Origin of the sequence: Streptomyces sp. NPDC006435 (genome assembly GCF_040612315.1) — a bacterium.
GTDB lineage: Bacteria > Actinomycetota > Actinomycetes > Streptomycetales > Streptomycetaceae > Streptomyces.
Genome location: NZ_JBEXPY010000008.1, coordinates 56,508 through 78,805 on the forward strand (window position 1 = coordinate 56,508; position 22,298 = coordinate 78,805).

General features: G+C 72.0%; 23 protein-coding genes and 1 other RNA gene. 15 read left to right on the forward strand and 9 right to left on the reverse strand.

What is annotated here, in order from left to right; genetic code table 11:
- The first annotated feature begins 184 nt into the window (after nucleotides 1-184).
- From ABZZ04_RS11535 to ABZZ04_RS11550, 4 genes are all read left to right on the forward strand, one after another.
- Nucleotides 185-1,846: a serine/threonine-protein kinase gene (locus ABZZ04_RS11535; RefSeq protein WP_356931987.1), complete on the forward strand. Its 1,662-nt coding sequence runs from the start codon at nucleotides 185-187 to the stop codon at nucleotides 1,844-1,846.
- Nucleotides 1,847-2,026: 180 nt separating this feature from the next.
- Complete coding sequence (locus ABZZ04_RS11540; protein WP_356931988.1) at nucleotides 2,027-3,262, forward strand: serine/threonine-protein kinase; 1,236 nt, start codon at nucleotides 2,027-2,029, stop codon at nucleotides 3,260-3,262.
- A 146-nt stretch (nucleotides 3,263-3,408) separates the two neighbouring features.
- On the forward strand, nucleotides 3,409-4,515 hold the full coding sequence (gene prfB, locus ABZZ04_RS11545; RefSeq protein ID WP_356931989.1) for a peptide chain release factor 2: 1,107 nt from the start codon (nucleotides 3,409-3,411) through the stop codon (nucleotides 4,513-4,515).
- A gap of 404 nt (nucleotides 4,516-4,919) precedes the next feature.
- The gene (locus tag ABZZ04_RS11550; RefSeq protein ID WP_356931990.1) at nucleotides 4,920-5,855 is read left to right on the forward strand and encodes an LPXTG cell wall anchor domain-containing protein; all 936 of its coding nucleotides are present in this window, start codon (nucleotides 4,920-4,922) and stop codon (nucleotides 5,853-5,855) included.
- A gap of 139 nt (nucleotides 5,856-5,994) precedes the next feature.
- Here ABZZ04_RS11550 and ABZZ04_RS11555 read toward each other — a convergent pair whose 3' ends face one another.
- The gene (locus ABZZ04_RS11555) at nucleotides 5,995-6,195 is read right to left on the reverse strand and encodes a hypothetical protein (RefSeq protein ID WP_148838249.1); all 201 of its coding nucleotides are present in this window, start codon (nucleotides 6,193-6,195) and stop codon (nucleotides 5,995-5,997) included.
- Between the two features lie 270 nt (nucleotides 6,196-6,465).
- On the opposite strand from ABZZ04_RS11555, the gene ftsE reads away from it, so the two are divergent.
- The 5 genes from ftsE to ssrA all read left to right on the forward strand — a co-directional run bounded on the left by ftsE (nucleotide 6,466) and on the right by ssrA (nucleotide 10,337).
- Complete coding sequence (gene ftsE / locus ABZZ04_RS11560; protein ID WP_148838248.1) at nucleotides 6,466-7,155, forward strand: cell division ATP-binding protein FtsE; 690 nt, start codon at nucleotides 6,466-6,468, stop codon at nucleotides 7,153-7,155.
- 23 nt (nucleotides 7,156-7,178) lie between these two features.
- Complete coding sequence (gene ftsX / locus ABZZ04_RS11565; RefSeq protein ID WP_356931991.1) at nucleotides 7,179-8,096, forward strand: permease-like cell division protein FtsX; 918 nt, start codon at nucleotides 7,179-7,181, stop codon at nucleotides 8,094-8,096.
- Between the two features lie 68 nt (nucleotides 8,097-8,164).
- A complete protein-coding gene (locus tag ABZZ04_RS11570; RefSeq protein WP_356931992.1) occupies nucleotides 8,165-9,352 on the forward strand; it encodes a S41 family peptidase in 1,188 nt (395 codons plus the stop codon).
- Nucleotides 9,353-9,370: 18 nt separating this feature from the next.
- Nucleotides 9,371-9,859 (forward strand): SsrA-binding protein SmpB, encoded by a 489-nt coding sequence (gene smpB / locus ABZZ04_RS11575; protein WP_356931993.1) that lies wholly within the window; start codon nucleotides 9,371-9,373, stop codon nucleotides 9,857-9,859.
- A gap of 108 nt (nucleotides 9,860-9,967) precedes the next feature.
- Nucleotides 9,968-10,337: a transfer-messenger RNA gene (ssrA, locus tag ABZZ04_RS11580) on the forward strand.
- Between the two features lie 81 nt (nucleotides 10,338-10,418).
- Here the strand turns inward: ssrA and ABZZ04_RS11585 are convergent.
- The 6 genes from ABZZ04_RS11585 to ABZZ04_RS11610 all read right to left on the reverse strand — a co-directional run bounded on the left by ABZZ04_RS11585 (nucleotide 10,419) and on the right by ABZZ04_RS11610 (nucleotide 14,429).
- Nucleotides 10,419-10,976 carry a GNAT family protein gene (locus ABZZ04_RS11585; protein WP_356932114.1) on the reverse strand — a complete coding sequence of 186 codons (558 nt, stop codon included), beginning with the start codon at nucleotides 10,974-10,976 and terminating at the stop codon, nucleotides 10,419-10,421.
- 4 nt (nucleotides 10,977-10,980) lie between these two features.
- Nucleotides 10,981-11,769 carry a lasso peptide biosynthesis B2 protein gene (locus ABZZ04_RS11590; RefSeq protein WP_356931994.1) on the reverse strand — a complete coding sequence of 263 codons (789 nt, stop codon included), beginning with the start codon at nucleotides 11,767-11,769 and terminating at the stop codon, nucleotides 10,981-10,983.
- On the reverse strand, nucleotides 11,700-13,517 hold the full coding sequence (locus ABZZ04_RS11595; RefSeq protein WP_356931995.1) for an albusnodin/ikarugamycin family macrolactam cyclase: 1,818 nt from the start codon (nucleotides 13,515-13,517) through the stop codon (nucleotides 11,700-11,702). Before ABZZ04_RS11595 ends, ABZZ04_RS11590 begins: the two co-directional genes overlap by 70 nt.
- A 75-nt stretch (nucleotides 13,518-13,592) precedes the next feature.
- Nucleotides 13,593-13,748 (reverse strand): albusnodin family lasso peptide, encoded by a 156-nt coding sequence (locus ABZZ04_RS11600; protein WP_356931996.1) that lies wholly within the window; start codon nucleotides 13,746-13,748, stop codon nucleotides 13,593-13,595.
- 142 nt (nucleotides 13,749-13,890) lie between these two features.
- Nucleotides 13,891-14,235, reverse strand: coding sequence for a DUF6415 family natural product biosynthesis protein (locus tag ABZZ04_RS11605; protein ID WP_356931997.1), 345 nt, complete (start codon nucleotides 14,233-14,235; stop codon nucleotides 13,891-13,893).
- A complete protein-coding gene (locus tag ABZZ04_RS11610; protein WP_356931998.1) occupies nucleotides 14,232-14,429 on the reverse strand; it encodes a hypothetical protein in 198 nt (65 codons plus the stop codon). Before ABZZ04_RS11610 ends, ABZZ04_RS11605 begins: the two co-directional genes overlap by 4 nt.
- A gap of 231 nt (nucleotides 14,430-14,660) precedes the next feature.
- On the opposite strand from ABZZ04_RS11610, the gene ABZZ04_RS11615 reads away from it, so the two are divergent.
- Nucleotides 14,661-16,043: a Tat pathway signal protein gene (locus ABZZ04_RS11615; RefSeq protein WP_356931999.1), complete on the forward strand. Its 1,383-nt coding sequence runs from the start codon at nucleotides 14,661-14,663 to the stop codon at nucleotides 16,041-16,043.
- A gap of 16 nt (nucleotides 16,044-16,059) precedes the next feature.
- On the forward strand, nucleotides 16,060-16,539 hold the full coding sequence (locus ABZZ04_RS11620) for a TrmO family methyltransferase (RefSeq protein WP_356932000.1): 480 nt from the start codon (nucleotides 16,060-16,062) through the stop codon (nucleotides 16,537-16,539).
- Between the two features lie 87 nt (nucleotides 16,540-16,626).
- On the opposite strand, the gene ABZZ04_RS11625 is transcribed toward ABZZ04_RS11620, so the two are convergent.
- The gene (locus tag ABZZ04_RS11625) at nucleotides 16,627-17,889 is read right to left on the reverse strand and encodes an MFS transporter (protein WP_356932001.1); all 1,263 of its coding nucleotides are present in this window, start codon (nucleotides 17,887-17,889) and stop codon (nucleotides 16,627-16,629) included.
- An 82-nt stretch (nucleotides 17,890-17,971) separates the two neighbouring features.
- Between ABZZ04_RS11625 and ABZZ04_RS11630 the strand changes: the two genes are divergently transcribed.
- The 4 genes from ABZZ04_RS11630 to ABZZ04_RS11645 all read left to right on the forward strand — a co-directional run bounded on the left by ABZZ04_RS11630 (nucleotide 17,972) and on the right by ABZZ04_RS11645 (nucleotide 21,537).
- Nucleotides 17,972-18,973: a LysR family transcriptional regulator gene (locus ABZZ04_RS11630; protein ID WP_356932002.1), complete on the forward strand. Its 1,002-nt coding sequence runs from the start codon at nucleotides 17,972-17,974 to the stop codon at nucleotides 18,971-18,973.
- Between the two features lie 240 nt (nucleotides 18,974-19,213).
- Nucleotides 19,214-20,419 carry a uroporphyrinogen-III synthase gene (locus ABZZ04_RS11635; RefSeq protein WP_356932115.1) on the forward strand — a complete coding sequence of 402 codons (1,206 nt, stop codon included), beginning with the start codon at nucleotides 19,214-19,216 and terminating at the stop codon, nucleotides 20,417-20,419.
- A gap of 77 nt (nucleotides 20,420-20,496) precedes the next feature.
- A complete protein-coding gene (locus ABZZ04_RS11640; RefSeq protein ID WP_356932003.1) occupies nucleotides 20,497-20,865 on the forward strand; it encodes a DUF4259 domain-containing protein in 369 nt (122 codons plus the stop codon).
- An 87-nt stretch (nucleotides 20,866-20,952) separates the two neighbouring features.
- Nucleotides 20,953-21,537, forward strand: coding sequence for a GNAT family protein (locus ABZZ04_RS11645; RefSeq protein WP_356932004.1), 585 nt, complete (start codon nucleotides 20,953-20,955; stop codon nucleotides 21,535-21,537).
- Between the two features lie 114 nt (nucleotides 21,538-21,651).
- Here ABZZ04_RS11645 and ABZZ04_RS11650 read toward each other — a convergent pair whose 3' ends face one another.
- The gene (locus ABZZ04_RS11650) at nucleotides 21,652-22,218 is read right to left on the reverse strand and encodes a GNAT family N-acetyltransferase (RefSeq protein WP_356932005.1); all 567 of its coding nucleotides are present in this window, start codon (nucleotides 22,216-22,218) and stop codon (nucleotides 21,652-21,654) included.
- Between the last annotated feature and the right edge of the window lie 80 nt (nucleotides 22,219-22,298).

Below are 22,298 nucleotides of genomic sequence, written 5' to 3' on the forward strand. Positions count from 1 at the left end.
CGCGTCTTGTTCCGAAACCGGCCGGTGTCTCCTCGGGGCGGCATCCGGCCAACACCGGACAGGACGACGACAGCAACCGGACGGACCTTCCTGGCCCCGCCGGTCACCCCACTAGAGTGGGCCGGAACTCCCGGGCGGAACCGGGGACACCGCAAGCACCACGAATCTGCAGGGAGCGCATGACGTGCGGCCGGTAGGCAGCAAGTACCTCCTGGAGGAGCCGCTGGGACGCGGCGCCACGGGCACCGTCTGGCGTGCCCGCCAGCGGGAGACCGCGGGCGCCGAGGCGGCCGTCGCCGGTCAGCCCGGCGAGACCGTCGCGATCAAGGTCCTGAAGGAGGAACTCGCCAACGACGCCGACGTCGTGATGCGGTTCCTGCGCGAGCGCTCCGTGCTGCTCCGGCTCACCCACGAGAACATCGTGCGCACCCGCGACCTGGTCGTCGAGGGCGACCTCCTCGCCCTCGTCATGGACCTGATCGACGGTCCCGACCTGCACCGCTACCTCCGCGAGAACGGCCCGCTCACCCCGGTCGCCGCCGCGCTGCTCACCGCGCAGATCGCGGACGCCCTCGCCGCCAGCCACGCGGACGGCGTGGTCCACCGCGACCTGAAGCCCGCCAACGTCCTGCTGGACGAGAGCGACGGCGGGATGCGCCCGATGCTCACCGACTTCGGCATCGCCCGCCTGGCCGACTCCCCGGGCCTCACCCGGACCCACGAGTTCGTCGGCACGCCCGCCTACGTGGCGCCCGAGTCCGCCGAGGGCCGCCCGCAGACCTCCGCCGTCGACATCTACGGCGCGGGCATCCTGCTGTACGAGCTGGTCACCGGCCGTCCGCCGTTCGCCGGCGGCACCGCCCTCGAAGTGCTGCACCGGCACCTCAGCGAGGAGCCCCGCCGCCCCAGCACCGTCCCGCAGCCCCTGTGGACGGTGATAGAGCGCTGCCTGAGCAAGGAGCCCGAGCGCCGTCCCAGCGCCGAGAACCTGGCCCGCGGCCTGCGCGTCGTCGCCGAGGGCATCGGCGTGCACGCCAGTTCCGCCCAGATCGCGGCGGCCGACGGCGTGGGCGCCCTCCTCGCCCCCGACCCGGCACCCGCGCCCGTCCCGGACGCCCCCGACGCCGCGGACCCCACGCAGGTGCTGCCGAGCAACGCGGGCTCGTACGACCCCGCCGCCGCCACCAGCGTCCTGCCGCAGACCTCCGGCCAGGGCGGCGGGCACGCCGACCCGACCTCGGTCCTGCCGCCGGTGCCGCCCCGCCCGGACGGCCCGCCGCAGCCCGAGGACCCGCACCCCTGGCAGTCCCAGCTCCGGGCGGCCCGCGACCGCAACGAGCAGACCCAGGTCCAGTACCTCGACCCGAGCGAGGACCCGCTGCGCCGCCGCCCCCAGCGGCAGCCCCAGCCCCAGCAGCAACGACAGCCCCAGCAGCAGCGCCGGCAGCCGCAACCGCCGCCGCAGCACCAGCAATACCAGCAGCCGCAGCAGTACCAGCCGCAGCGGCAGCAGCAGTATCAGCCGCAGCCCCAGCCCCCGCAGCAGTACGCGCCCCCGCAGCAGCCGCAGCCCCAGCCCCAGCAGCCGGCCCCCCGGCCGCCCCGCGAGCCGCGGCAGCGCAGCGCCAACCCGATGCGGATCCCCGGCCTCGGCTGCCTCAAGGGCTGCCTGTTCACCCTGATCCTGCTCTTCGTCGCGGGCTGGCTGATCTGGGAGCTGACCCCGCTGCAGGACTGGATCGGCCAGGGCAAGAGCTACTGGAAGGCGATCACCGACGCGGTCTCCACCGTCACCGACTGGATCTCGGAGCTGGGCGGCGGCGACAGCGGCACCGGCACCCCCTGAGCCGTCGGCGCACCAATGAATCTGTAGCTATATCGACTTCTGCGGGCCGGTTTCCACGCATATCGCCCGCAGAAGTGAGGCTTGGCGCCAACCCGGGCACCCAACACCCCGATCGACGCGTAACTTTGTCGACCGGGGGTCATGAGTGACGGTCCATCGCCAGCCGCTGAGGGAGCAGTCTTGGCACGGAATATCGGCAGCCGGTACACCGCCCACCAGATCCTGGGGCGCGGCAGCGCCGGCACGGTGTGGCTCGGCGAGGGGCCCGAGGGCCCGGTGGCCATCAAGCTGCTCCGCGAGGACCTCGCGTCCGACCAGGAACTCGTGGGCCGCTTCGTCCAGGAGCGCACCGCCCTGCTCGGGCTGGACCACCCGCACGTCGTCGCCGTCCGCGACCTCGTGGTGGACGGCAACGACCTGGCCCTGGTCATGGACCTCGTGCGCGGCACCGACCTGCGCACCCGGTTGGACCGCGAACGTCGGCTCGCCCCCGAGGCGGCCGTGGCGATCATCGCGGACGTCGCCGACGGCCTCGCCGCCGCGCACGCCGCGGGCATCGTCCACCGGGACGTCAAGCCGGAGAACATCCTGCTCGACATGGAGGGCCCGCTCGGCCCCGGCGGTTCGCACCCGGCGCTGCTCACCGACTTCGGCGTGGCCAAGCTGATCGACACCCCGCGCCGCACCAAGGCCACCAAGATCATCGGCACGCCGGACTACCTCGCCCCCGAGATAGTCGAGGGCCTTCCGCCCCGCGCCGCAGTCGACATCTACGCCCTCGCGACCGTCCTGTACGAACTCCTCGCCGGCTTCACGCCCTTCGGCGGCGGACACCCCGGCGCGGTCCTGCGCCGGCACGTCACCGAGACGGTCGTCCCCCTCCCCGGCATCCCCGAGGAGCTCTGGCAGCTCCTGGTCCAGTGCCTGGCCAAGGCCCCGGCCTCCCGGCTGCGCGCCTCCGAACTCGCCGCCCGGCTGCGCGAGCAGCTCCCGCAGCTGGCCGGCATCCCGCCGCTCGACGTCGACGAACCGGACGCCGAGGAACCGGAACCCCGGGCCTACGACGGGCAGCAGTACACCCCCGCCCCCGAGGAACCCCGCCGCCGCGGCGCGGTCCCGCTGGTCCCCGGCTCCTCCGCCGACTCCAACCGCGACACCCACACCAGCATGCGGGTCCCGGGCCCCGACGAACTCTCCGGAGGCCCCCGCGGCACGGCCCGCGCCCCCCGTTCCCCCGGCACGCCCCGCCCCGGCTCGGCCCGCAACCGGTCCGCGGCCGTCCGCAAGCGCCGGCTGACCCTGGCCGCCGCGGCGCTGGTGCTGGTGGCGGCGGTGGGCGGCTGGCTGGCCCTGGGCGGCGACGACGGGGGCGCGCCCCCGCAGGAGACGGAGAACTCGGCCCCGGCCGCCCCCTGACCCGGCCCCGGAGCCCCGGAGGCCTCTCCGGTCCCGGCTCCGGAGCCCCGGCGGCGCACGGTCCGCGAGGGCCCGCGGACCCGTCCGCGGGGCGGTGATCATGCGGTCCGAGGAACGTCCGCGCCGACAGCCGTTACGCTGGACCCGTGGCAGTCGTCGATATTTCCGAAGAGCTGAAGTCCCTCTCCTCGACCATGGCGTCGATCGAGGCCGTCCTTGACCTGGATGCGCTGAGGGCGGACGTCGCCGCGCTCGAGGAGCAGGCGGCAGCGCCCTCCCTCTGGGACGACCCGGAGGCGGCACAGAAGATCACCAGCAAGCTTTCGCACCTCCAGGCCGAGGTCCGCAAGGCCGAGGCGCTCCGTGGCCGGATCGACGATCTCGAAGTCCTCTTCGAGCTCGCGCAGGACGAGGGCGACGCCGACGCCCTGTCCGAGGCCGAGTCGGAGCTGGAGTCCGTCCGCAAGGCGCTGGACGAGATGGAGGTCCGCACCCTCCTGTCCGGCGAGTACGACGCGCGCGAGGCCCTGGTCAACATCAGGGCCGAGGCCGGTGGCGTGGACGCCGCCGACTTCGCCGAGAAGCTCCAGCGCATGTACCTGCGCTGGGCCGAGCAGCGCGGCTACAAGACCGAGGTCTACGAGACGTCGTACGCGGAGGAGGCCGGCATCAAGTCGACCACCTTCGCCGTCCAGGCCCCGTACGCCTACGGCACGCTCTCCGTCGAGCAGGGCACGCACCGGCTCGTCCGGATCTCGCCCTTCGACAACCAGGGCCGCCGCCAGACGTCCTTCGCGGGCGTCGAGGTGCTGCCGGTGGTCGAGCAGACCGACCACATCGAGATCGACGAGTCCGAGCTGCGCGTGGACGTGTACCGCTCCTCGGGCCCCGGCGGCCAGGGCGTCAACACCACGGACTCCGCGGTCCGCCTGACCCACCTCCCGACCGGCATCGTCGTCTCCTGCCAGAACGAGCGCTCGCAGATCCAGAACAAGGCGTCCGCGATGAACGTCCTCCAGGCGAAGCTCCTGGAGCGCCGCCGCCAGGAGGAGCAGGCCAAGATGGACGCCCTCAAGGGCGACGGCGGCAACTCCTGGGGCAACCAGATGCGGTCGTACGTCCTGCACCCGTACCAGATGGTCAAGGACCTGCGTACGGAGTTCGAGATGGGCAACCCCGAGGCGGTCTTCAACGGCGAGATCGACGGCTTCCTCGAAGCGGGCATCCGCTGGCGCAAGCAGCGCGAGAAGTAGCCGGACGGGCCCCGGAGGCCCGCGTACGAACGGTTCACGGCGGTGCCGGAATCCCCACGGGGTTCCGGCACCGCCGTTTCCGTCGGGTCGGACTCGGGGCCGCTCCCGGACGGGAGTTGGGGTTCCGGTCGCGGCGGCGCCGTGGCGGGTGCGTCACAGTCGTGATGCTGAATGAGGCTCAACTACGGGCAAAACGGTCCAGATTGCATGGAACGGCCTTGACGTAGTCCTTAACTCTGGACAGGGTGCTAGGGCAGCATGCGTATGTCTGGGACGGGTGTGAACGGGGGCGGGCGGCTTGGCCACGGCGCTACGTGGGCCGGCGTTCGGAGCAAACCCCGCCGGGCCATCGCCCCGCATATGGCTGCTCCACTGACGAGAACAGCTACTGGGGGTAGCAGCACATGACGAAGAAGACGCGTGTACGCGTCGCGCGGATAGCCGCAGGTGCGGTGATCGCCGCAGGTGCCTCGCTCACCGCTGCCGGTGTGGCTTCGGCCGTCGGCGTCGATGTCGACGTCGCCGGTCTGTCGGTCCAGGCCGAGGTCAACGGCGGCGACGGCGAGGACGGCGAGTGCAGCCCGCTCGACCCGCGCTGTGGCGAGGGTGACGGTGGCGGTGACGCGGCTGGTGGCGGTGACGCGGCCGGTGGTGGCGACGCGGCTGGTGGCGGTGACGCCGCTGGTGGTGGCGACGCGGCTGGTGGCGGTGACGCCGCTGGTGGTGGCGACGCGGCTGGTGGCGGTGACGCGGCCGGTGGTGGCGACGCGGCTGGTGGCGGTGACGCGGCCGGTGGTGGCGACGCGGCTGGTGGCGGTGACGCCGCTGGTGGTGGCGACGCGGCCGGTGGTGGCGACGGCGGCAACGGCAACAACGGTGGCAACGGCAACGGCGGCAACCAGGCCGGTGGCAACGGCAACGGTGGCAACCAGGCCGGCGGCAACGGCAACGGTGGCAACCAGGCCGGCGGCACCGGCAACAACGGTGGCAACGGCAACGGTGGCAACCAGGCCGGCGGCAGCGGCAACGGCGGCGGCGACAACGGCGGCACCAGCAACGGTGGCGGCGACAACGGCGGCACCACCGGCAGCGGCACGTCCGGCTCCACCACCGGTGGCGACGGCTGCACCGTCGACCTCGACGGCGCGACCTGCGAGGACAACACCACCCCCGACTCGGTCGGCAACCAGCCGGTCGAGCAGGGCAAGGGCAAGGACGAGCTCGCCGAGACCGGTGCGGCCGAGACCACGTTCCTGCTCGTCGGCGCCGCGACGATGATCGCCGGAGGCATCGGCTTCCGCATCCTCCCGCGCCTGGTGAACGGCCGCACGGCCGCCTGAGGCCCGTAGCGGTACGGACAAGCGCACAGAGGGGCCCGGGAAGCCGATCGGCTTCCCGGGCCCCTCCGCGTACACCTGCACGCCTTCGCGGCCGCGCCCGCCCGTTCCTGGGCGGGTCCGGCCCGCGCGTACGGCCTCGCTACGCCGTCTGGTGCGCCAGCAGCGCCACCGCGCCGAGCAGCACCACCAGCAGGGCCACCAGCATCGCCGGATTCAGCCCGGCGAACATTCCCTGCCCGTGCTCCTGCTGCAGTCGCTCACGGCTCGCCCGGCACACGGGGCAGCGGCCCTCGCTCACGGGCGCCGCGCAGCTCGCGCACACCAGTCGGTCATAGGTCATGCGCTTTCCTCCTCCCGCGCGGCGGAGCCGCATACGCCTTCTCTCCGCACAACGCTCACGGAAACGCAACCGTTCCCTCTACCACTGTGCCAGCTCACGCGGATTTCGGCGCGGCCCGCCGGACATCGCCCGTTCCGTAGTGCTTTCGGCGCCGATCACAGCCGGTACGGATCCGGCATAAAACGCCCATCCTCGGACGCTCGCCTGCATGCCTCGGCCCGGTTCGCGTATGGTCACGCACACCTACTCCCGGCCGACCGTGGTGCATCCGTGATCCGATTCGACAACGTCTCCAAGACCTACCCGAAGCAGAGCCGCCCCGCTCTACGGGATGTGTCCCTCGATATCGAGAAGGGCGAGTTCGTCTTCCTGGTGGGCTCGTCCGGCTCCGGCAAGTCCACCTTCATGCGGCTCATCCTCCGTGAGGAACGCGCCAGTCAGGGTGCGGTCCACGTCCTGGGCAAGGACCTCTCGCGCCTGTCCAACTGGAAGGTGCCGCACATGCGCCGCCAGCTGGGCACCGTGTTCCAGGACTTCAGGCTCCTGCCCAACAAGACCGTCGCGGAGAACGTGGCGTTCGCGCAGGAGGTCATCGGCAAGCCGCGCGGCGAGATCCGCAAGGCCGTGCCCCAGGTCCTCGACCTGGTCGGCCTCGGTGGCAAGGAGGACCGGATGCCCGGCGAGCTCTCCGGTGGTGAGCAGCAGCGCGTGGCGATCGCGCGGGCGTTCGTGAACCGCCCCATGCTGCTGATCGCGGACGAGCCGACCGGCAACCTCGACCCGCAGACCTCCGTCGGCATCATGAAGCTGCTGGACCGGATCAACCGGACCGGCACCACCGTGATCATGGCGACCCACGACCAGAACATCGTCGACCAGATGCGCAAGCGCGTCATCGAGCTGGAGAAGGGCCGTCTCGTACGCGACCAGGCGCGCGGCGTCTACGGCTACCAGCACTGAGCACCGAGCACTGAAAGGACGCCATGCGCGCCCAGTTCGTCCTGTCGGAGATCGGCGTCGGCCTCCGTCGCAACCTCACGATGACCTTCGCCGTCGTCGTCTCCGTCGCCCTCTCGCTCGCCCTGTTCGGCGGCGCGCTGCTCATGCGCGAGCAGGTCAGCACGATGAAGGACTACTGGTACGACAAGGTCAACGTCTCGATCTTCCTCTGCAGCAAGAGCGATGTGACCTCGACGCCCAAGTGCGCGTCCGGGGCCGTCACCGCTCAGCAGAAGAAGGACATCGAGGCCGATCTCGGCAAGATGGACGCCGTCGACACGGTCACCTACGAGTCGGCCGACGAGGCGTACAAGCACTACCAGGACCAGTTCGGCGACTCGCCCATGGCGAGCAACATCACGCCGGACCAGATGCAGGAGTCGTTCCGGGTCAAGCTCCACGACCCGAAGAAGTACAAGGTCGTCGCCACCGCCTTCGCCGGCCGTGACGGGGTGCAGTCGGTCCAGGACCAGAGAAGCATCCTGGACAACCTCTTCGGGCTGATGAACGGCATGAACGTGGCCGCGCTCTTCGTGATGGCGCTGATGCTCGTCATCGCGTTGATGCTGATCGTGAACACCGTCCGGGTGTCCGCGTTCAGCCGACGGCGCGAGACCGGGATCATGCGGCTCGTCGGGGCCTCCGGCTTCTACATCCAGATGCCGTTCATCATGGAGGCCGCGTTCGCCGGTCTCATCGGCGGCGTGCTGGCCTGCGTGATGCTGCTGGCCGGCCGGTACTTCCTGATCGACGGCGGCCTGGAACTGCAGAGCAAGCTGAACCTGATCGACTTCATCGGCTGGGACGCGGTGTTCACCAAGCTGCCCCTGGTCCTGGCAATCGGCCTGCTGATGCCCGCCGTTGCCGCGCTCTTCGCGCTCCGCAAGTACCTCAAGGTGTGACATGCGCCCCCTGTGCCGCACGGTCGACGGGCCGTGCGGCCAGGGGGCGTTGTCCTAGACTCGGCGACATGTCCGACCCCGAGCAGTGTTCCGGGCCCCGCGGTGTGCGCCGCGGGGCGGCTCTGACATTGGTCTTCGCGAGCGTGCTGGCCACCGGGGCGGTCACCGGCTCGTTGCCGCGCGGTGGTCCCAAGTCCTCGGAGATCGCCACCCGTTCCGTCGCCTCCGTCGTCGACGGCGACGAGGTGGCCGCCGCCGCGGCCCGCGCCGAGGCCGAGGGCAAGTCCGGCAAGGAGGCGGCCGAGGAGGTCGTCAGCCGCAGCGGCGACCGCTGGGGCGCGGTCTACGACGAGCGGCAGTACGAGGAGTTCGAGCAGGCCCTGGACGGCGCGTACACCGGCGTCGGGCTCTCCGCGCGACGTTCCGCCGACGGCCGGGTCGAGGTGGCCCGGGTGCAGCCCGGCGGCCCCGCCGACCTGGCCGGCATCCGCTCCGGCGACCTGCTGCGCACGATCGACGGCCACCGCGTCGACCGGCGCCCCGTCGCCGAGGTCGTCGCCCTGCTGCGCGGGGACCGCGAGGAGGCCTCCGAGGGCAGCACCGTCGTCCTGGGGGTCGGACGCGGCACCGCCCTGCGGACCGAGACGCTGCGCAGGGCCAGGCTCAGCACCGAGCCCGTCACCGTGCGACGGATGGGGCCGGAGCGCTCCGGCCCCTCATCGGCCGTGATGATCGAGGTCGACTCGTTCACCAGGGGCTCGGGCACCAAGGTCCGCGACGCGGTCCAGGACGCCCCCACGGGCGCCGGGGTCCTCCTCGACCTGCGCGGCAACTCCGGCGGACTGGTCACCGAGGCCGTCACCGCGGCCTCGGCCTTCCTGGACGGCGGCCTGGTCGCCACGTACGACGTGCGCGGCGAGCAGCGCGCCCTCTACGCGCAGCCCGGCGGCGACACGGACCGGCCCCTCGTCGTCCTGGTCGACGGCGGAACGATGAGCGCCGCCGAGCTCCTGACCGGCGCCCTCCAGGACCGGGGCCGCGCCGTCACCGTCGGCTCGCGCACCTTCGGCAAGGGCTCGGTCCAGATGCCCAGCAGGCTCCCGGACGGTTCGGTCGCCGAGCTGACCGTCGGCCACTACCGCACCCCGGCGGGGCGCAGCGTCGAGGAACGCGGCATCACCCCCGACCTCACGGTCGACTCCAGGGCCGAGCAGCGGGCCGAAACAGTATTGAGTGGCCTCGGGGGTGGGTCGTAGTGCGAAAATGGCCGCACTATGGCTAAGGAAAAGGACACGGGGCGCAAGCTCATCGCGCAGAACAAGAAGGCGCGGCACGACTATCACATCCTCGACACCTACGAGTGCGGCCTCGCGCTCATGGGCACCGAGGTCAAGTCGCTGCGGCTGGGCCGGGCCTCCCTGGTGGACGGCTTCGTCCAGATCGACGGCGGCGAGGCGTGGCTGCACAACATCCACGTCCCCGAGTACGTGCAGGGGACCTGGACCAACCACTCCGCCAAGCGCAAGCGCAAGCTGCTGATGCACCGGGCGGAGATCGACAAGCTGGAGTCGAAGGCGGGCGAGACGGGCCACACGATCGTGCCGCTCGCGCTGTACTTCAAGGGCAGCCGGGTCAAGGTCGAGATCGCGCTCGCCAAGGGCAAGAAGGAGTACGACAAGCGGCAGACCCTGCGCGAGAAGCAGGACACGAGGGAGACCAACCGCGCGATCTCGGCGGCGCGCAGGCGCCAGCGCAGCGCGTAGCGACCGGCTCCCGCCGGCCCCGGCGGGAATAGGCTGGCATCGTCGCGCGTTGGTCACGTACGATGGCATCGCACCTCGCAGAAGGTGCACGCATTGAAAACACAACATGGGGATGATCGGTTTCGACAGCGGCTGTCGAAGCAGGGGAAGCGTGTCGAGGAAGCGGCAATGATCTCGTAAACCATATGTCGCAACCAATAATCGCCAACACCAAGCGCGATTCCTTCGCCCTCGCTGCCTAAGTAGCGACTTGCGAAGTGTCAGCCCGGGGGTGATCCCGACCCGGATCCTGGCATCATCAAGGGATCTAAACTTCTAGACCCGGTCACGGGGCCTGGAAGGAAATCAAACAGTGACTGAGCCCGTCGGAGACTTGTTCGCGTGATCTCCGGGGCCGAGAAAATCGCAGCGAACTGCACACGGAGAAGCCCTGATTCCGCACCGTTGGACGCGGGTTCGATTCCCGCCATCTCCACAATTCCCATGTGAACCTCTGCCCCGCGAGATCCTTCGCGGGGCAGAGGCTTTTTCATGCCCGGCGGGCGGCCGTCCGCCGGACTCACGGCGTGAGCAGGTTCTTCACCGCGGACGGGCCGCCGAACTCCGACGCGACCGCGTCCATGACGATCTCGTCGCAGACCTGGCCGAGCCAGTACCCGGCCCGGCGCAGCGTTCCGGCCTTCTGGAACCCCGCCTTCGTGTAGGCGCTGATCCCCGCGACGTTGGGGGCGAGGACCTTGAGCCACACCATGCGCAGGTTCGTCACGTGGAAGGCGTAGTCGAGCGTGAGTCGGGTGGCCTCGCGGCCCAGACCCCGCCCGCGTGCCTCGGGGGCGATCATGATGACGAATTCGGCCGTCCGCACACCGTGGTCCGGGAGCAGCGTGGTCACCCCGGCCGGCACCGGGCTGCCGCCCGTCAGGTCGTAGACCGTGAACCGGATGTTCTCGCCACGCAACTGGTGGGCCATGCCCTCGGTCCGGGCCTCCAGCGACTCCGGCCCCTGCCGTCCGTAGCCGACCAGGAGCGAGGGGTCCTGTTCCCACCGCCAGTACGTCTCCACGAGGTCGGACCGGTAGGGACCGAGGGCGCAGGTCTTGGTGCCGATCCAGAGAATCGGGTCAGGGCTGGTGATGGGGGTCTCCGATCGTGAGGACGGGTGTGTACGCCCGTGTCGATTCGGGCTCCGCGACTGCGATCCCGTCCCAAGTCTGTACCCAGGCGTGCAGGCGCACCGGGTCGGCGGCGACACCGTGGCACCAGGTGACGGCGAGCCGTCGGGCGGCCAGGAGGAAGACAGCGGCAACGGACTCCTCCAAACAGGCCGTACGTTCCGGGAAACGCCATCCGGCCCGGCGCACGGCCTCGACGGCCCGGACGGCCTGGACCGTGGTGGCGGGGCGGCGACAGGTTGACGCGGCGCACCGTACGGCAGTGGTGAGGCGGTGCATGGTGGTCGGCGTCGGGCCCGCCCGTTTGACGGCGAACACCGCTGCCAGGGCCCATGAGGCGGCGAAGGAAGGGCCATGGGGTGGGCGGACGAGTCCGGCGGGGTGCTCGGTACTGCCCCAGCTCGCTTCGGGGGCAGGCGCGTCCACGGGGGGATTCCACGGTTCTGCCATCGGTGTGGGAACCAGGAGTCCAGCGGCAAGGAGATGACGTGCGGCAGCGGGCGGTACCTGATCCAGACGTCCGGTGATGGCTGCCGCTCGCCACCAAGCTCCGGCTTCGGGGAGCAGACAGCGGACGCGGCCGGTGCGGTAGTCGATCAGGACCAGGACGTGTCCGAAGTCCACGGCACGGACGTGGCCGGGTGCGGTGACATGAGGGAAGAAGCCGGTCACGAGACGCTCCGTGCGGGCCGGGAGGTCCAGGCCGGGGCGGGTTCCCGGTGGTGTGCGACGAGCCATGCCTCGGTGGTCAGTGCCTGCTCAAGCGCGGCGAGCGGCATGGGGATTCCTGCGGCGGCCCGGCACAGGCGGCTTCTCAGGCGCCGGGGGTCGATGAGACCGAGCCCGGCAAGGTGTCCGTCAGCCAGCGCCGAGAGGTCGTCCAGGTTGGCGCGCATTCCCGCGTAGTGATCGGTGTCGAAGCCCCCTTTCGTGGTGCGGGCGGCCACTTCGGGCGGTAACAGATCCCTGACAGCACGGACCAGGAGCGGCTTGTACGCGTGAACGGCCGGCCGGTGCTCCAGCGGGGTGGTGAGCACCGCGTTCACGACGGAGGGGTCCAGAAAGGGGTTGTGGAGGTCGATGCCGCAACGTGCCGCGAGTTCCGCGTCGGCTGCTGCCGTACGGGCCACCTCCCGGATCTCCTCCGTGAGGGTCCGCACGGAGGCGTCGAGCCCGGCCGACCGATCGGCGCGCTCGCCCGCTCGCCCGGCGGCCTCGACGACGTGCCCGACAGCATCCGGCTCGGCCCAGTCGGGAAGGGGCAGCAGCGGAAACCAGCGCACGTTGCCCCGGTGGTCGGCCTTTTGCCCGGTCAGGTGCCCGGCCAGGGTAAAGAGGGCTTCGCGGCGAGGTGTGCGCGCCATGGTGATGGCATCCCGCAGGAGTGGTGTCACGGAGACGCGGCGCAAGCGCGCCCAGCCGAACACTTCGCTCGTTGCCCGCCGCAGGTGCCGGTGGCGAATGAGATCGGCGAGGTGCGCCGGAGGCTGGAAGAGCACACTGTCCCCGCCGTCGCCGGTCAGGTGAGTCCGTGTGCCGAGACGGTCACACATCCATCGGAACTGCTCCCGCAGCCTGGCCTGGGTCAGGGTCGACGGGGCTGGCTCATCGGTGGGCGGCACAGTGGCGATGCGTGTGTAGGGCAGGTGTCGGATGCCCAGGGGGAGCAGGTGGTGCACGATTCGGCCACCGGATGCGGCAGCGGCCAGCCGGGCGTGGCGGAGGTCGGCTCCGTCCTGGTTGCCCTCGGGATGGATGGTGACGGCGTTCAGCCGGTGCGGGGCAGGTAGGGCGTCGGTGGCGAGGACGGCGACAGTGGTGGAGTCCAGACCGCCGGACAGGTCGCTGGAAAGCGTCGGATCGGCCTTGGCCCGCAGCGCGACGGATTCCGAGAGGGCGTGCCGCAGACGCCGATGAGCCAGTCGCGATCCCTCGGGAGCGGGCCTCCACAGGGTGATGCTGTGGGGAGCGGTACCGACGCGCGGCAGCTCTGTGCGGCAGCCAGGCGTCACCTGCTCCACATTCGTGAAGTAGCTGCGTCCGGCGGACAGCACCGGAACCGACGGGGTCAGGATTGCGCAGGCCATCCGCTGCGTATCCGGGCCGGAACCGATGAGGGCGGCGAGCAGCCGGGCGGAGGTGGACCATGCCCAGCCCGACCGCCAGGGCACGGAGTACAGAGGAAAGGCCGACACCGGGTCGGTGTGCAGTACGACATTGTCGGCGTTCTCTTCAACGACCGCGTAGTTCCCCGGCCAGCGCCATGCCACGTCGGTGGGGACGGGCCGATCGGTCAGGGCGGACAGTTCCGCGTCTGTGGCCCCGCACCAGCCGAGAAGCAGTACTCGACGAGTGCCTCCGCCGGTGGTCAGCGTACGGATGGGGGTGGTGCCGAGTCGCCATGTGGATGACGTCGGGGCGATCGGCTCTGCGCCGAGAGGCAAGGGACTTGCGTCCTCTGTTGTGCTGAAGCCGCCGAGGGCCACGGATCTCCTCCAGAGGTGGGTGGGACAGGGGGCGGGCCGGACATGTCCGGCCCGCCCCTACGCCTGCGGGACCGGTCAGCAGTTGTAGGCGCGGCGCTTGTCCTCGCTGTGGCCGCCGCCCTGGCCTTCGGTCAGCACGGCGACGTCGCCGATCTCGACCAGCGCGGCCTCCTCCTCATCGCCTTCGGCGGGCCTGCCCCGGGTGTCCTCGGCGGCGATCGGTTTGCGCATCGGCTTTTCTCCTCTTCCAGAAGGGGGATCGGACAGAATTCGCTGCTGTTGTGTGTGGGCAGCGACCCGAGCCACGTCGTCCGTGCCCTGCGGCGCAGCGGGCGATGTGCCCGGGGGTCTCGGAGCCGGTCTGCAGTGCCGCTCAGGTCCGCCGTTCGTGCCGTTGAACGTGGGATGCGTAGCGGAGCAGGTGGTGGACGGCCTTGCCCAGGAGCCGGAGCATGGCGGCCGGGTCGCCGTCCTGATCGCGGAGCAGGCCGCGGGCGTGTTCCACGGTGCCGGAGGCGATGTCGCGGGCCCGGGGGTCGGTCAGGTCCTTCGCGTACTCCTCGGCCGGGTCGACGAGCAGCCCGATGTGGGAGCGGAGCCGCTTGCGGACCTCGCCGGAGGCCGGTCCGACCGGTCGGCCCTGGGCGAGCACGAGTGCCAGGTCCGCGTCCCGGGCCATGTCGGCCGTGGTCGGGGGCGCGTCGGGGACGGCGCTCACAGCGCGGCGCTTTCGTTGTCATGCCGGAGGTGTTCAGAGCTTTCGCCTTCGCCCGGCAGCGGCCCGGTGCGGGCGAGGAAAGCGTCCCAACCGTGCTGGGCCCGGGCGAGGAGCTCGGTGGACGGATGACTGCCGGGCAGGTTCGAGTCGGGGGCTTGGGTGAGAGACGAGCCGCTCTCGGGACGATCGGTCATCGAGGTCTCCGGTGGCCGGATGTGGTGGACGGCCGCCGCAGGGCCCGCCGGGGAACGGCAGGTCCGGAAGCGACACAGGGGAACCGCGCAGTCAGGAGGCGGGAAGCACGAGACGGATCAGGTTTCCCCAACTCTGAGCGGCTGCGATCAGTGAACCCTCAAACCACTGCCAGGAGTACCTTGTTGGCTACTCACAGTGGTTTATGCGGTTTACCGTCCGGAGGGGACGTCATGGCATCTGTGCGTGAACCCAACGCGGCGTTGGCCCGTGCCATCGCCGAAGCGGGCATGACCAATGAGGCGTTGGCCCATGCCGTGCGGCGTGTGGCAGCGGAGAACGGTGAAACCATCCAGACGAACAAGTCCACCGTGACCCATTGGGTCCGCTACGGTGTGCAGCCGTCCGGGTGCGTCGGACGGTACTTGGTCGAAGCACTCTCGCGCCGCCTGGGACGCGTCGTCGCCCTCGGAGAGATCGGGCTGCCCGAACCCACCCGAGATCCGCTGGATTGGCATACGGATACGCTGAGCGCCCTGGCCGCTCTCGGGAGGACCGACACCGTGGACATGGACCGCAGGCAGGCGCTGGGGAACGCGGCCTATTCGCTCGCAGCCCTCGTCCTGCCCGCCGATGCCTGGTGGACGCGCATGGCCGATCGGGGCAGCGGGCGACGGGCTTCGAGGCGCTCCGTCGGTCTGGGCGACCTCCGGGCCGCTCGCGACATGGCGGCCCTGTTATCCGCCATGGACCAGCGGCACGGCGGGGGCCACGCCCGTACGGCCGTGGTTCGTTACCTCACCACCGAGGTGGCCGGCTACCTCAACGGCACCTTCGCCGACGACGGCGTACGGCGTGGCATGTTCTCCACCGCTGCGGAACTCGCTTACCTCTCCGGGTGGATGGCATTCGACAACGGCGAACACCCCACTGCCCAGCGGCACTTCACTGTGGCGGTGAAACTCGCCGCCGAGGCCGATGACGCCTCCATGGCCGCACACGTGATCAGAGCGATGGCGCACCAGGCGAACGACCTCGGCCACCCCAAGTCGGCTCTGGACCTTGCTGCCGCGTCCGTCGACGGCAGGCGGTACACAGAGGCCGGCCCGCGCGAGCGTGCCCTCCTCGGAGTCGTCCATGCTCGCGCTCTCGCCTCCACCGGTGCAAACCGGACTGCTGTGCAGGCCTTGCTCCGAGCCGAGGACGATCTTTCTGCCGCAGTGCAGGGGGACGATGAGCCGAGCCGCGTGTTCTTCTTCCAGGAAGCCTCCTTGGCCCATGAAACAGCGCTGGCGCTTCGGGACATAGGGGATCTGGCCGGTGCCGAGCAGCAACTTCGCCGGTCCGTCCGCACCCGCAAGGCGGATGAGTTCACCCGAACCCACGCCGTGACCCTCGGCTACCTGGGCGACATCCAGGCACGCCAGCACCGCACCGAAGAGGCCTGCGAGACATGGTCCGCGTCCCTGGACGCCATGGACGGTGTCCGGTCCGCACGCACTCGCAAAGCTGCCTCCGACATGCGGGCCACTCTCTCCCCGCTGCGCCGACGAGGCATCCGGTCCGTCGCCGCCGTGCACACTCGAGCCACGGCCTACCTGGCCGCCACGGCCTGACAGCGAAAGGAACCTGATGGCAGAGAAGTTCGAGGTCGAGGTTCTGGGCCGTGTCGTCGGAGGCCGTACCGAGCCGACCGATGACTACTGGGGCGGCACCCGCGCGATCATTCGTCTGGACGCCCGCTTTCCGGTGGAGGCCACGAAGGGGCTGGAGGAGTTCTCCCACCTCGACGTGGTCTTCCGGTTCCACCTGACCGACCCCGCAGACCTGCCTCTCCACCCCCGTCGGCCCCGGGACAACCCCGACTGGCCCGAGGTCGGCTTCGTCGGGCACCGCAACATGCGCCGCGTCAACCGGCTCGGTGTCTCGCGCTGTCGACTGGTCGGGGTGGACGGGCTGGACCTCCACGTCGAGGATCTCGACGCGGTGGACGGCACCCCGGTCGTCGAAGTGAAGCCCTGGTTCGAGGAGATGGGCCCCCGGGGCGAGGTACGTCAGCCCCGGTGGGTCAGCGACATGCTCGGTGATTACTACGCCCCAGCCAGGGACTGACTCCCGCGCACCCGGGCCCGGCCCGCAGGCCCCTCGGGCCAGGACCGTGGAAACCGGGTTCGGTTCCGGGCCGTCCCGCCGGGCCCGTCACCGGGTCCGAGTGGTTCGTACTCCCACCGCCGTGACGGCCAGGGCCAGGGCCGCCGCGCACATCGGGGCGAGGTAGCCCGTCGTCCCGGCGGTGTGTTCCACCAGCCAGCCGCCGGTCGCCGAGCCCGCTGCGATGCCGCCCAGCAGGGCGGTCACGGCCAGGGTCATGCCCTCGTTCAACTGGCCCTCCGGGGTGAGGCGTTGCACCAGGGTCATGCCGGTGACCATGGTCGGGGCCGTCGCCGCGCCGGCCAGCAGCAGTGCGGCCGCGAGGGCGAGCAGGGAGGGGGTCGAGGAGGCGGCGAGCAGCGGCAGGGACATCAGCGCCGTCATCCCCGTCAGACAGACCAGCAGCCGGCGCCGGATGTCCGCGGCCGGGCGCAGCGAGCCGTACAGGAGGCCCGCCGCGCACGATCCGGCCGCCTGGAGGGCGAGGATCGCGCCCCCGGCGTGGGCGATCGTGACGACCTCCATGGAGCCGAAGACCGCGCCGGTGGCGAGGAAGGCGGCGAGCAGGGCCGGCATGCCCCGGGTACGGAGCGGGGAGCCCGCCGGGGTGCGGGGCGACACGGGCGGCTCGGTGGCGCGCTGGGCGGCGAAGAACAGGATGCCGGTCATCAGCAGGATCGCCCCGACGAGCGTCCCGGCCTCCGGGAAGAGCGTCGCGCACAGCAGGGCGGCCAGGGCCGGGCCGAGCATGAAGCAGAGTTCGTCCACGGCCTGCTCGAAGGAGTTCGCGGTGTGCAGGGCGGCCGGGTCGCCCCGGTGCAGATGGGCCCAGCGGGCCCGGGACATCCCGCCGGTGTTGGGAGTGGTGGCGGTCGCGGCGTAGGAGACGAAGAGGGTCCAGGACGGCGCCCCGTAGTGCACGCAGAGCAGCAGGGCCAGCGAGCCGAGCGCGGCGATCGCGGTGGCGGGCACCGCGACCCGGGCCTGCCCGTACCGGTCGACGAGCCGGGCCGTCCACGGGGCGACCACCGCCGTGGCGGCGAGACCGGTCGCGGTGACGGCACTGGCCAGGGCGTACGAGCCCCGCGAACCGGCGATCATGATGACCGCGCTGACGCTGAACATCCCCATGGGCAGCCGGGCGATGAGGTTGCCCGCGGTGAAGGCGCGGGCGCCCGGGGTGGCGAGCAGCCTGCGGTACGGGTTGCCGGAGGCCCGCCGGGCGGGGGCGGCGGCGCGCGGGGCGATGACCAGCAGATCGCCGGAGAGGGCGAGCACAGGATCGGGGGCGGGAGTTCTCTCGTACGGCATGGAACAAGCCTCGGGGCGGGCGGGCATCGGGGTCCAACACCTTCTCCGGGCCGATTGACGCACCTGTGTTGTAAATTCTGGTGTGACCTCCTCCGCCGGTCCGGGCTCCCGGACGCACGACGCGCACACCGACCCCCGGCTGCTCCGCGCGTTCGTCGCGGTCGCCGAGGAACTGCACTTCACCCGGGCCGCCGCCCGGCTCTACGTCGCCCAGCAGGCGCTGAGCCGGGACATCCGCCGGCTGGAGCGCGAACTGGGCGCGGAGCTGTTCGTGCGGACCACCCGGCAGGTCGCCCTCTCCGCCGACGGCGAGCGGCTCCTGCCGCACGCGCGACGGGTGCTGGACGCCCACGCCGATCTCACGGCGGCCTTCGCCGACCCGGCCGCCAGACCGCTCCTCGTGGACCTCAACACCGACGGCATGACGGCCGCCCGGGTGCTCGCCCGCGCCCGGGAGCTGGCCCCGGCGTGCGAGCTGATGGCGCGCTTCGAGAGCGGGCTGACCTGGGCGGCGGGCGAGATCCTCGCCGGGCGGCTCGACGTCTCCTTCGGCCGCGCCGCCGGGCTCGCCCCCGCGGTGCTGGCCCGGCTCGGGACGCAGCCGGTGCGGTACGAGCCGATGGCCGTCATGCTCCCCGTCGACCACCCCCTCGCCGGGCGGGAGGCGGTGGAGCCGGGCGAACTGGCCGGGGAGACGGTGTACGCGGGCGCCGGCAACCCGCGCACCGAGGAGTGGACGGACCTCGCCCGGATGCTCTTCGCCCGGTGGGGCATCGAACTGGCGCCCCCCGCCCCGCTCGCCGTGGGCGTCGCCGAGTTCCAGCGGATCATGGCCAAGTCCCGGAACCCGGTGCTGGCCGTCGTCGACTTCCCCCCGATGCCCGGCACCGTGGTGCGCCCGCTGGTCCGGCCGGTACCGCTCTCGCCGCTGCTGCTGGTCTGGCGCAAGGGGCTCGGCCATCCCGGCCTCGACGCGCTGCGCGAGGCGGCGGCCCGGCTGGGGGCCGAGGAGGGCTGGCTGGTCCGGCCGGACGGGAGCTGGCTCCCGGGGACCGACGCGCTCCTCATGGCGGGGGCCGACTGATTTGCCCACCCGGCCCGGCGGCGGGGCGGCGGGCGGGGCGTGCGCCGGTATACGTTCGGCGCGCCCGGTACCGTCGGGCGGCGCCCGGCACGCCCGGTGTGCCGGAGGCGATCGTGACCGGTCGGTGTCATGCGACGTAACCGGCGGGAAATACGGGTGAACCAGATCCGTCACGCGCCGTTGGCAGGCTCGCGGATCGGCATCATCGGGCAGCAGCGGGACGAGAGCCGGGAAGACCACATGCACGAGGACGAGCGGTACGGGAACGAGCGGTACGAGGACGAGCGGGGCGGGAACGAGCGGTACGAGCCCCTCGTGGGCTTCACCGTGGGGGTCACCGCCGCCCGGCGCGCGGAGGAGTTCGGCGCGCTGCTGGAACGGCGGGGCGCCAGGGTGCTGCACGCGCCCGCCCTGCGGACCGTGCCGCTCGCCGACGACACCGAACTCCTCGCGGCCACCCGGGCGGTCCTCGAATCCGCGCCCGACGCGGTCGTCGCCACCACCGCGGTCGGCTTCCGGGGCTGGATCGAGGCCGCCGGGGGCTGGGGGCTCGGCGACCGGCTGACCGAGGTGCTGCGCGGCGTCGAGCTGCTGGCCCGCGGCCCCAAGGCCAAGGGCGCCGTCCGGGCCGCCGGGCTGACCGAGACGTGGTCCCCCGCATCCGAGTCCCTGGCCGGGGTGCTGGACCGGCTCCTGGGCGAGGGCGTGGTGGGCCGCCGCATCGCCGTCCAGCTGCACGGCGAACCCGCCCCCGGCTTCGTCGAGGCGCTGCGCGGGGCGGGCGCCGAGGTGGTCGCCGTGCCCGTCTACCGCTGGGAGGACCCCGAGGACCTGGCCCCGCTCGACCGGCTGATCGACACCACCCTGGCCCGGGGCCTGGACGCCGTCACCTTCACCAGCGCCCCGGCCGCCGCCTCGCTGCTGCGCCGGGCCGAGAGGCGCGGACTGCTCCCCGAACTCCTGGGCGCGCTGCGGGACGACGTCCTCGTGGCCTGCGTCGGCCCCGTCACCGCCCTGCCGTTGGAGGAGCGCGGCATCGGCACCGTCCGGCCCGAACGGTTCCGGCTCGCCCCGCTCGTCCAGCTGCTGTGCCGTGAACTGCCCGCCAAGGCGCACGCGTCGACGGTGGCCGGGCACCGGGTCGAGGTCCGGGGCCACGCGGTGCTCGTGGACGGCGTGCCGCGCCCGGTGCCGCCCGCCGGGATGGCGCTGCTGCACGCCCTGGCCCGTCGCCCCGGCTGGGTGGTGTCCCGCGCCGACCTGCTGCGCGCCCTGCCCGGCGGCAGCACGGACGAGCACGCGGTGGAGACGGCCGTGGCGCGGCTGCGCACGGCACTGGGCGTGCCCCACCTCATCCGGACGGTCGTCAAGCGCGGCTACCGACTGGCGCCGGACACGCGGGAGGGCGGACCGGGGAACGGGGCGGGAGGTGCCTCCGCCGGTTAGAACATCCGCCGGAACACCCGTTGTCGGACCCGCCTGTTAGAACGGGAAGGGACGGGGACGACGACACGGGAGGTCTTGTGGGTACCTGGGGCGCGGGCAACTTCGACAGCGACGCGGCGGCCGACCATCTGTCGGACGTCACCGGGCGGCTCGTCTCGCGGATCGGGGAGGCGATGTCCGGCGACCCGGTCGCCCTGGAGCCCGACGACTACGACGGCGTCGCGGTGCCGTGCGACATCGAGCTGCTGTGCCTGATCGCCGAGCAGGGGTACGTCGGCTCGGTGGTGCCGGACGCGGCGGTGGTCGCGGGCTGGCGGAAGACGTTCATGGACGTGTGGGAGCGGACCATCGACGGGCTGGAACCCGATCCGGAGCACAAGGAGGACAGACGCGCGGAGCTGACCCGCACCTTCGACCGGCTGGCGGCCCTGGCGGAGCGGAAGTAGCCGGGGCGGAAACGGCCGGAGCGGGGAGGGCACGCGGCCGGGGCGGGAACCGGAGCGGGCGGGGGCGTGTCGGGATAGCGTGCGGGGATGATTCCTGACACCCACCGACTCGACGCGGAGATACGGCTCCGCCCCACCGTTCCGTCCGACGCGGCCTCCCTCGCCGTCTCGCTGGCCCGCAGCCGCGCGTACATGCAGCCCTGGGAGCCCATCCGGCCCGACGCCTTCTACACCGAGGAGGGTCAGCGGGAACGGCTGGTCGCGCTGTTCGGGGACCGGGACGCCGGCCGGGCGGCGCCGTGGGTGCTCGCCGACGAGGAGGACCGCGCGGTGGGCGGGTTCAACCTCTCCGGCATCGTGCTCGGCCCCCTCCGCAGCGGCACCCTCGGCTACTGGGTCGACGTCGAGTACGCGGGCCGGGGCCTGGCCACGGCCGCCGTGCGGCTGATCTGCGAGATGGCCCGGGACGGGCTGGGCCTGCACCGGATCGAGGCGGGAACGGTGATCGAGAACGCCGCGTCGCAGCGGGTGCTCGCCAAGTGCGGCTTCGAGGAGTACGGCACGGCCCCGCAGTTCCTGTACATCAACGGGCGGTGGCGCGACCACCGGCTCTTCCAGCGCATCCTGCACGACGGCCCGCCGAAGGACCTGCCGACGGCCGCCGAGGGCTGACCGACGGCCGGCGCGGGGCGCCCCGTCGGATCGGCGCGCGGCGCGGGGCGGACCAGTGCGCGGCGCGGATGCCCCGGGACCGGCGCGGATGCCCCGGGACCGGCGCGGGTGCCCTCAGCGGTCGGAGCCGGCCGCCGCGCCGTTCCGCAGCCGGGTGTGCAGGTGCCCGTCCAGCGGCCACGGCGGTCGTGCCGGGAGGATCCCCGCGAGGCCGTACCCGCTCTTCTCCGCGACCCGGCAGGACGCCTCGTTGTCCAGCTGGTGCAGCAGGTCGAGCCGCGTCAGCTCGTCCTCGGCGAACGCCTCGAAGGCCCAGTCGGTGAGTGCCCCGAGCGCCCGCGGGGCGATGCCGCGCCCGCGGGCCGGGGGCATCGTCCAGTAGCCGACCTCCGCGTTGCCGGAGCCCGGCGCGGGGGCCGTGAGCGCCACGTTGCCGACCAGTTCGTCCCCGCGTTCGCGGTCCACCACCGCGAAGCCGAAGTAACTGCGGGACTCCCGGCCCTCCTGCCGCACCCGCAGCCACCGCCACGCCTCCGCCTCGTCAGTGATCTGGCTCCGCAGCGCGGTGCGCATGTCGGGATCGCGGTACGCCTCGACCAGTGCCGGGACGTCCTCGGCGAGCCAGGGCCTGAGCAGGAACGGGCCGGTCGTGAGGGTGGCGGTGGCGAGAGCGTCGTTCATCCGGACACCGTACGGCCCCGTGCCCGGACACCGCCGGGGGTTCGCGCGAGGAACCGTACGGCGGCAGGGGTTCCGGGCGG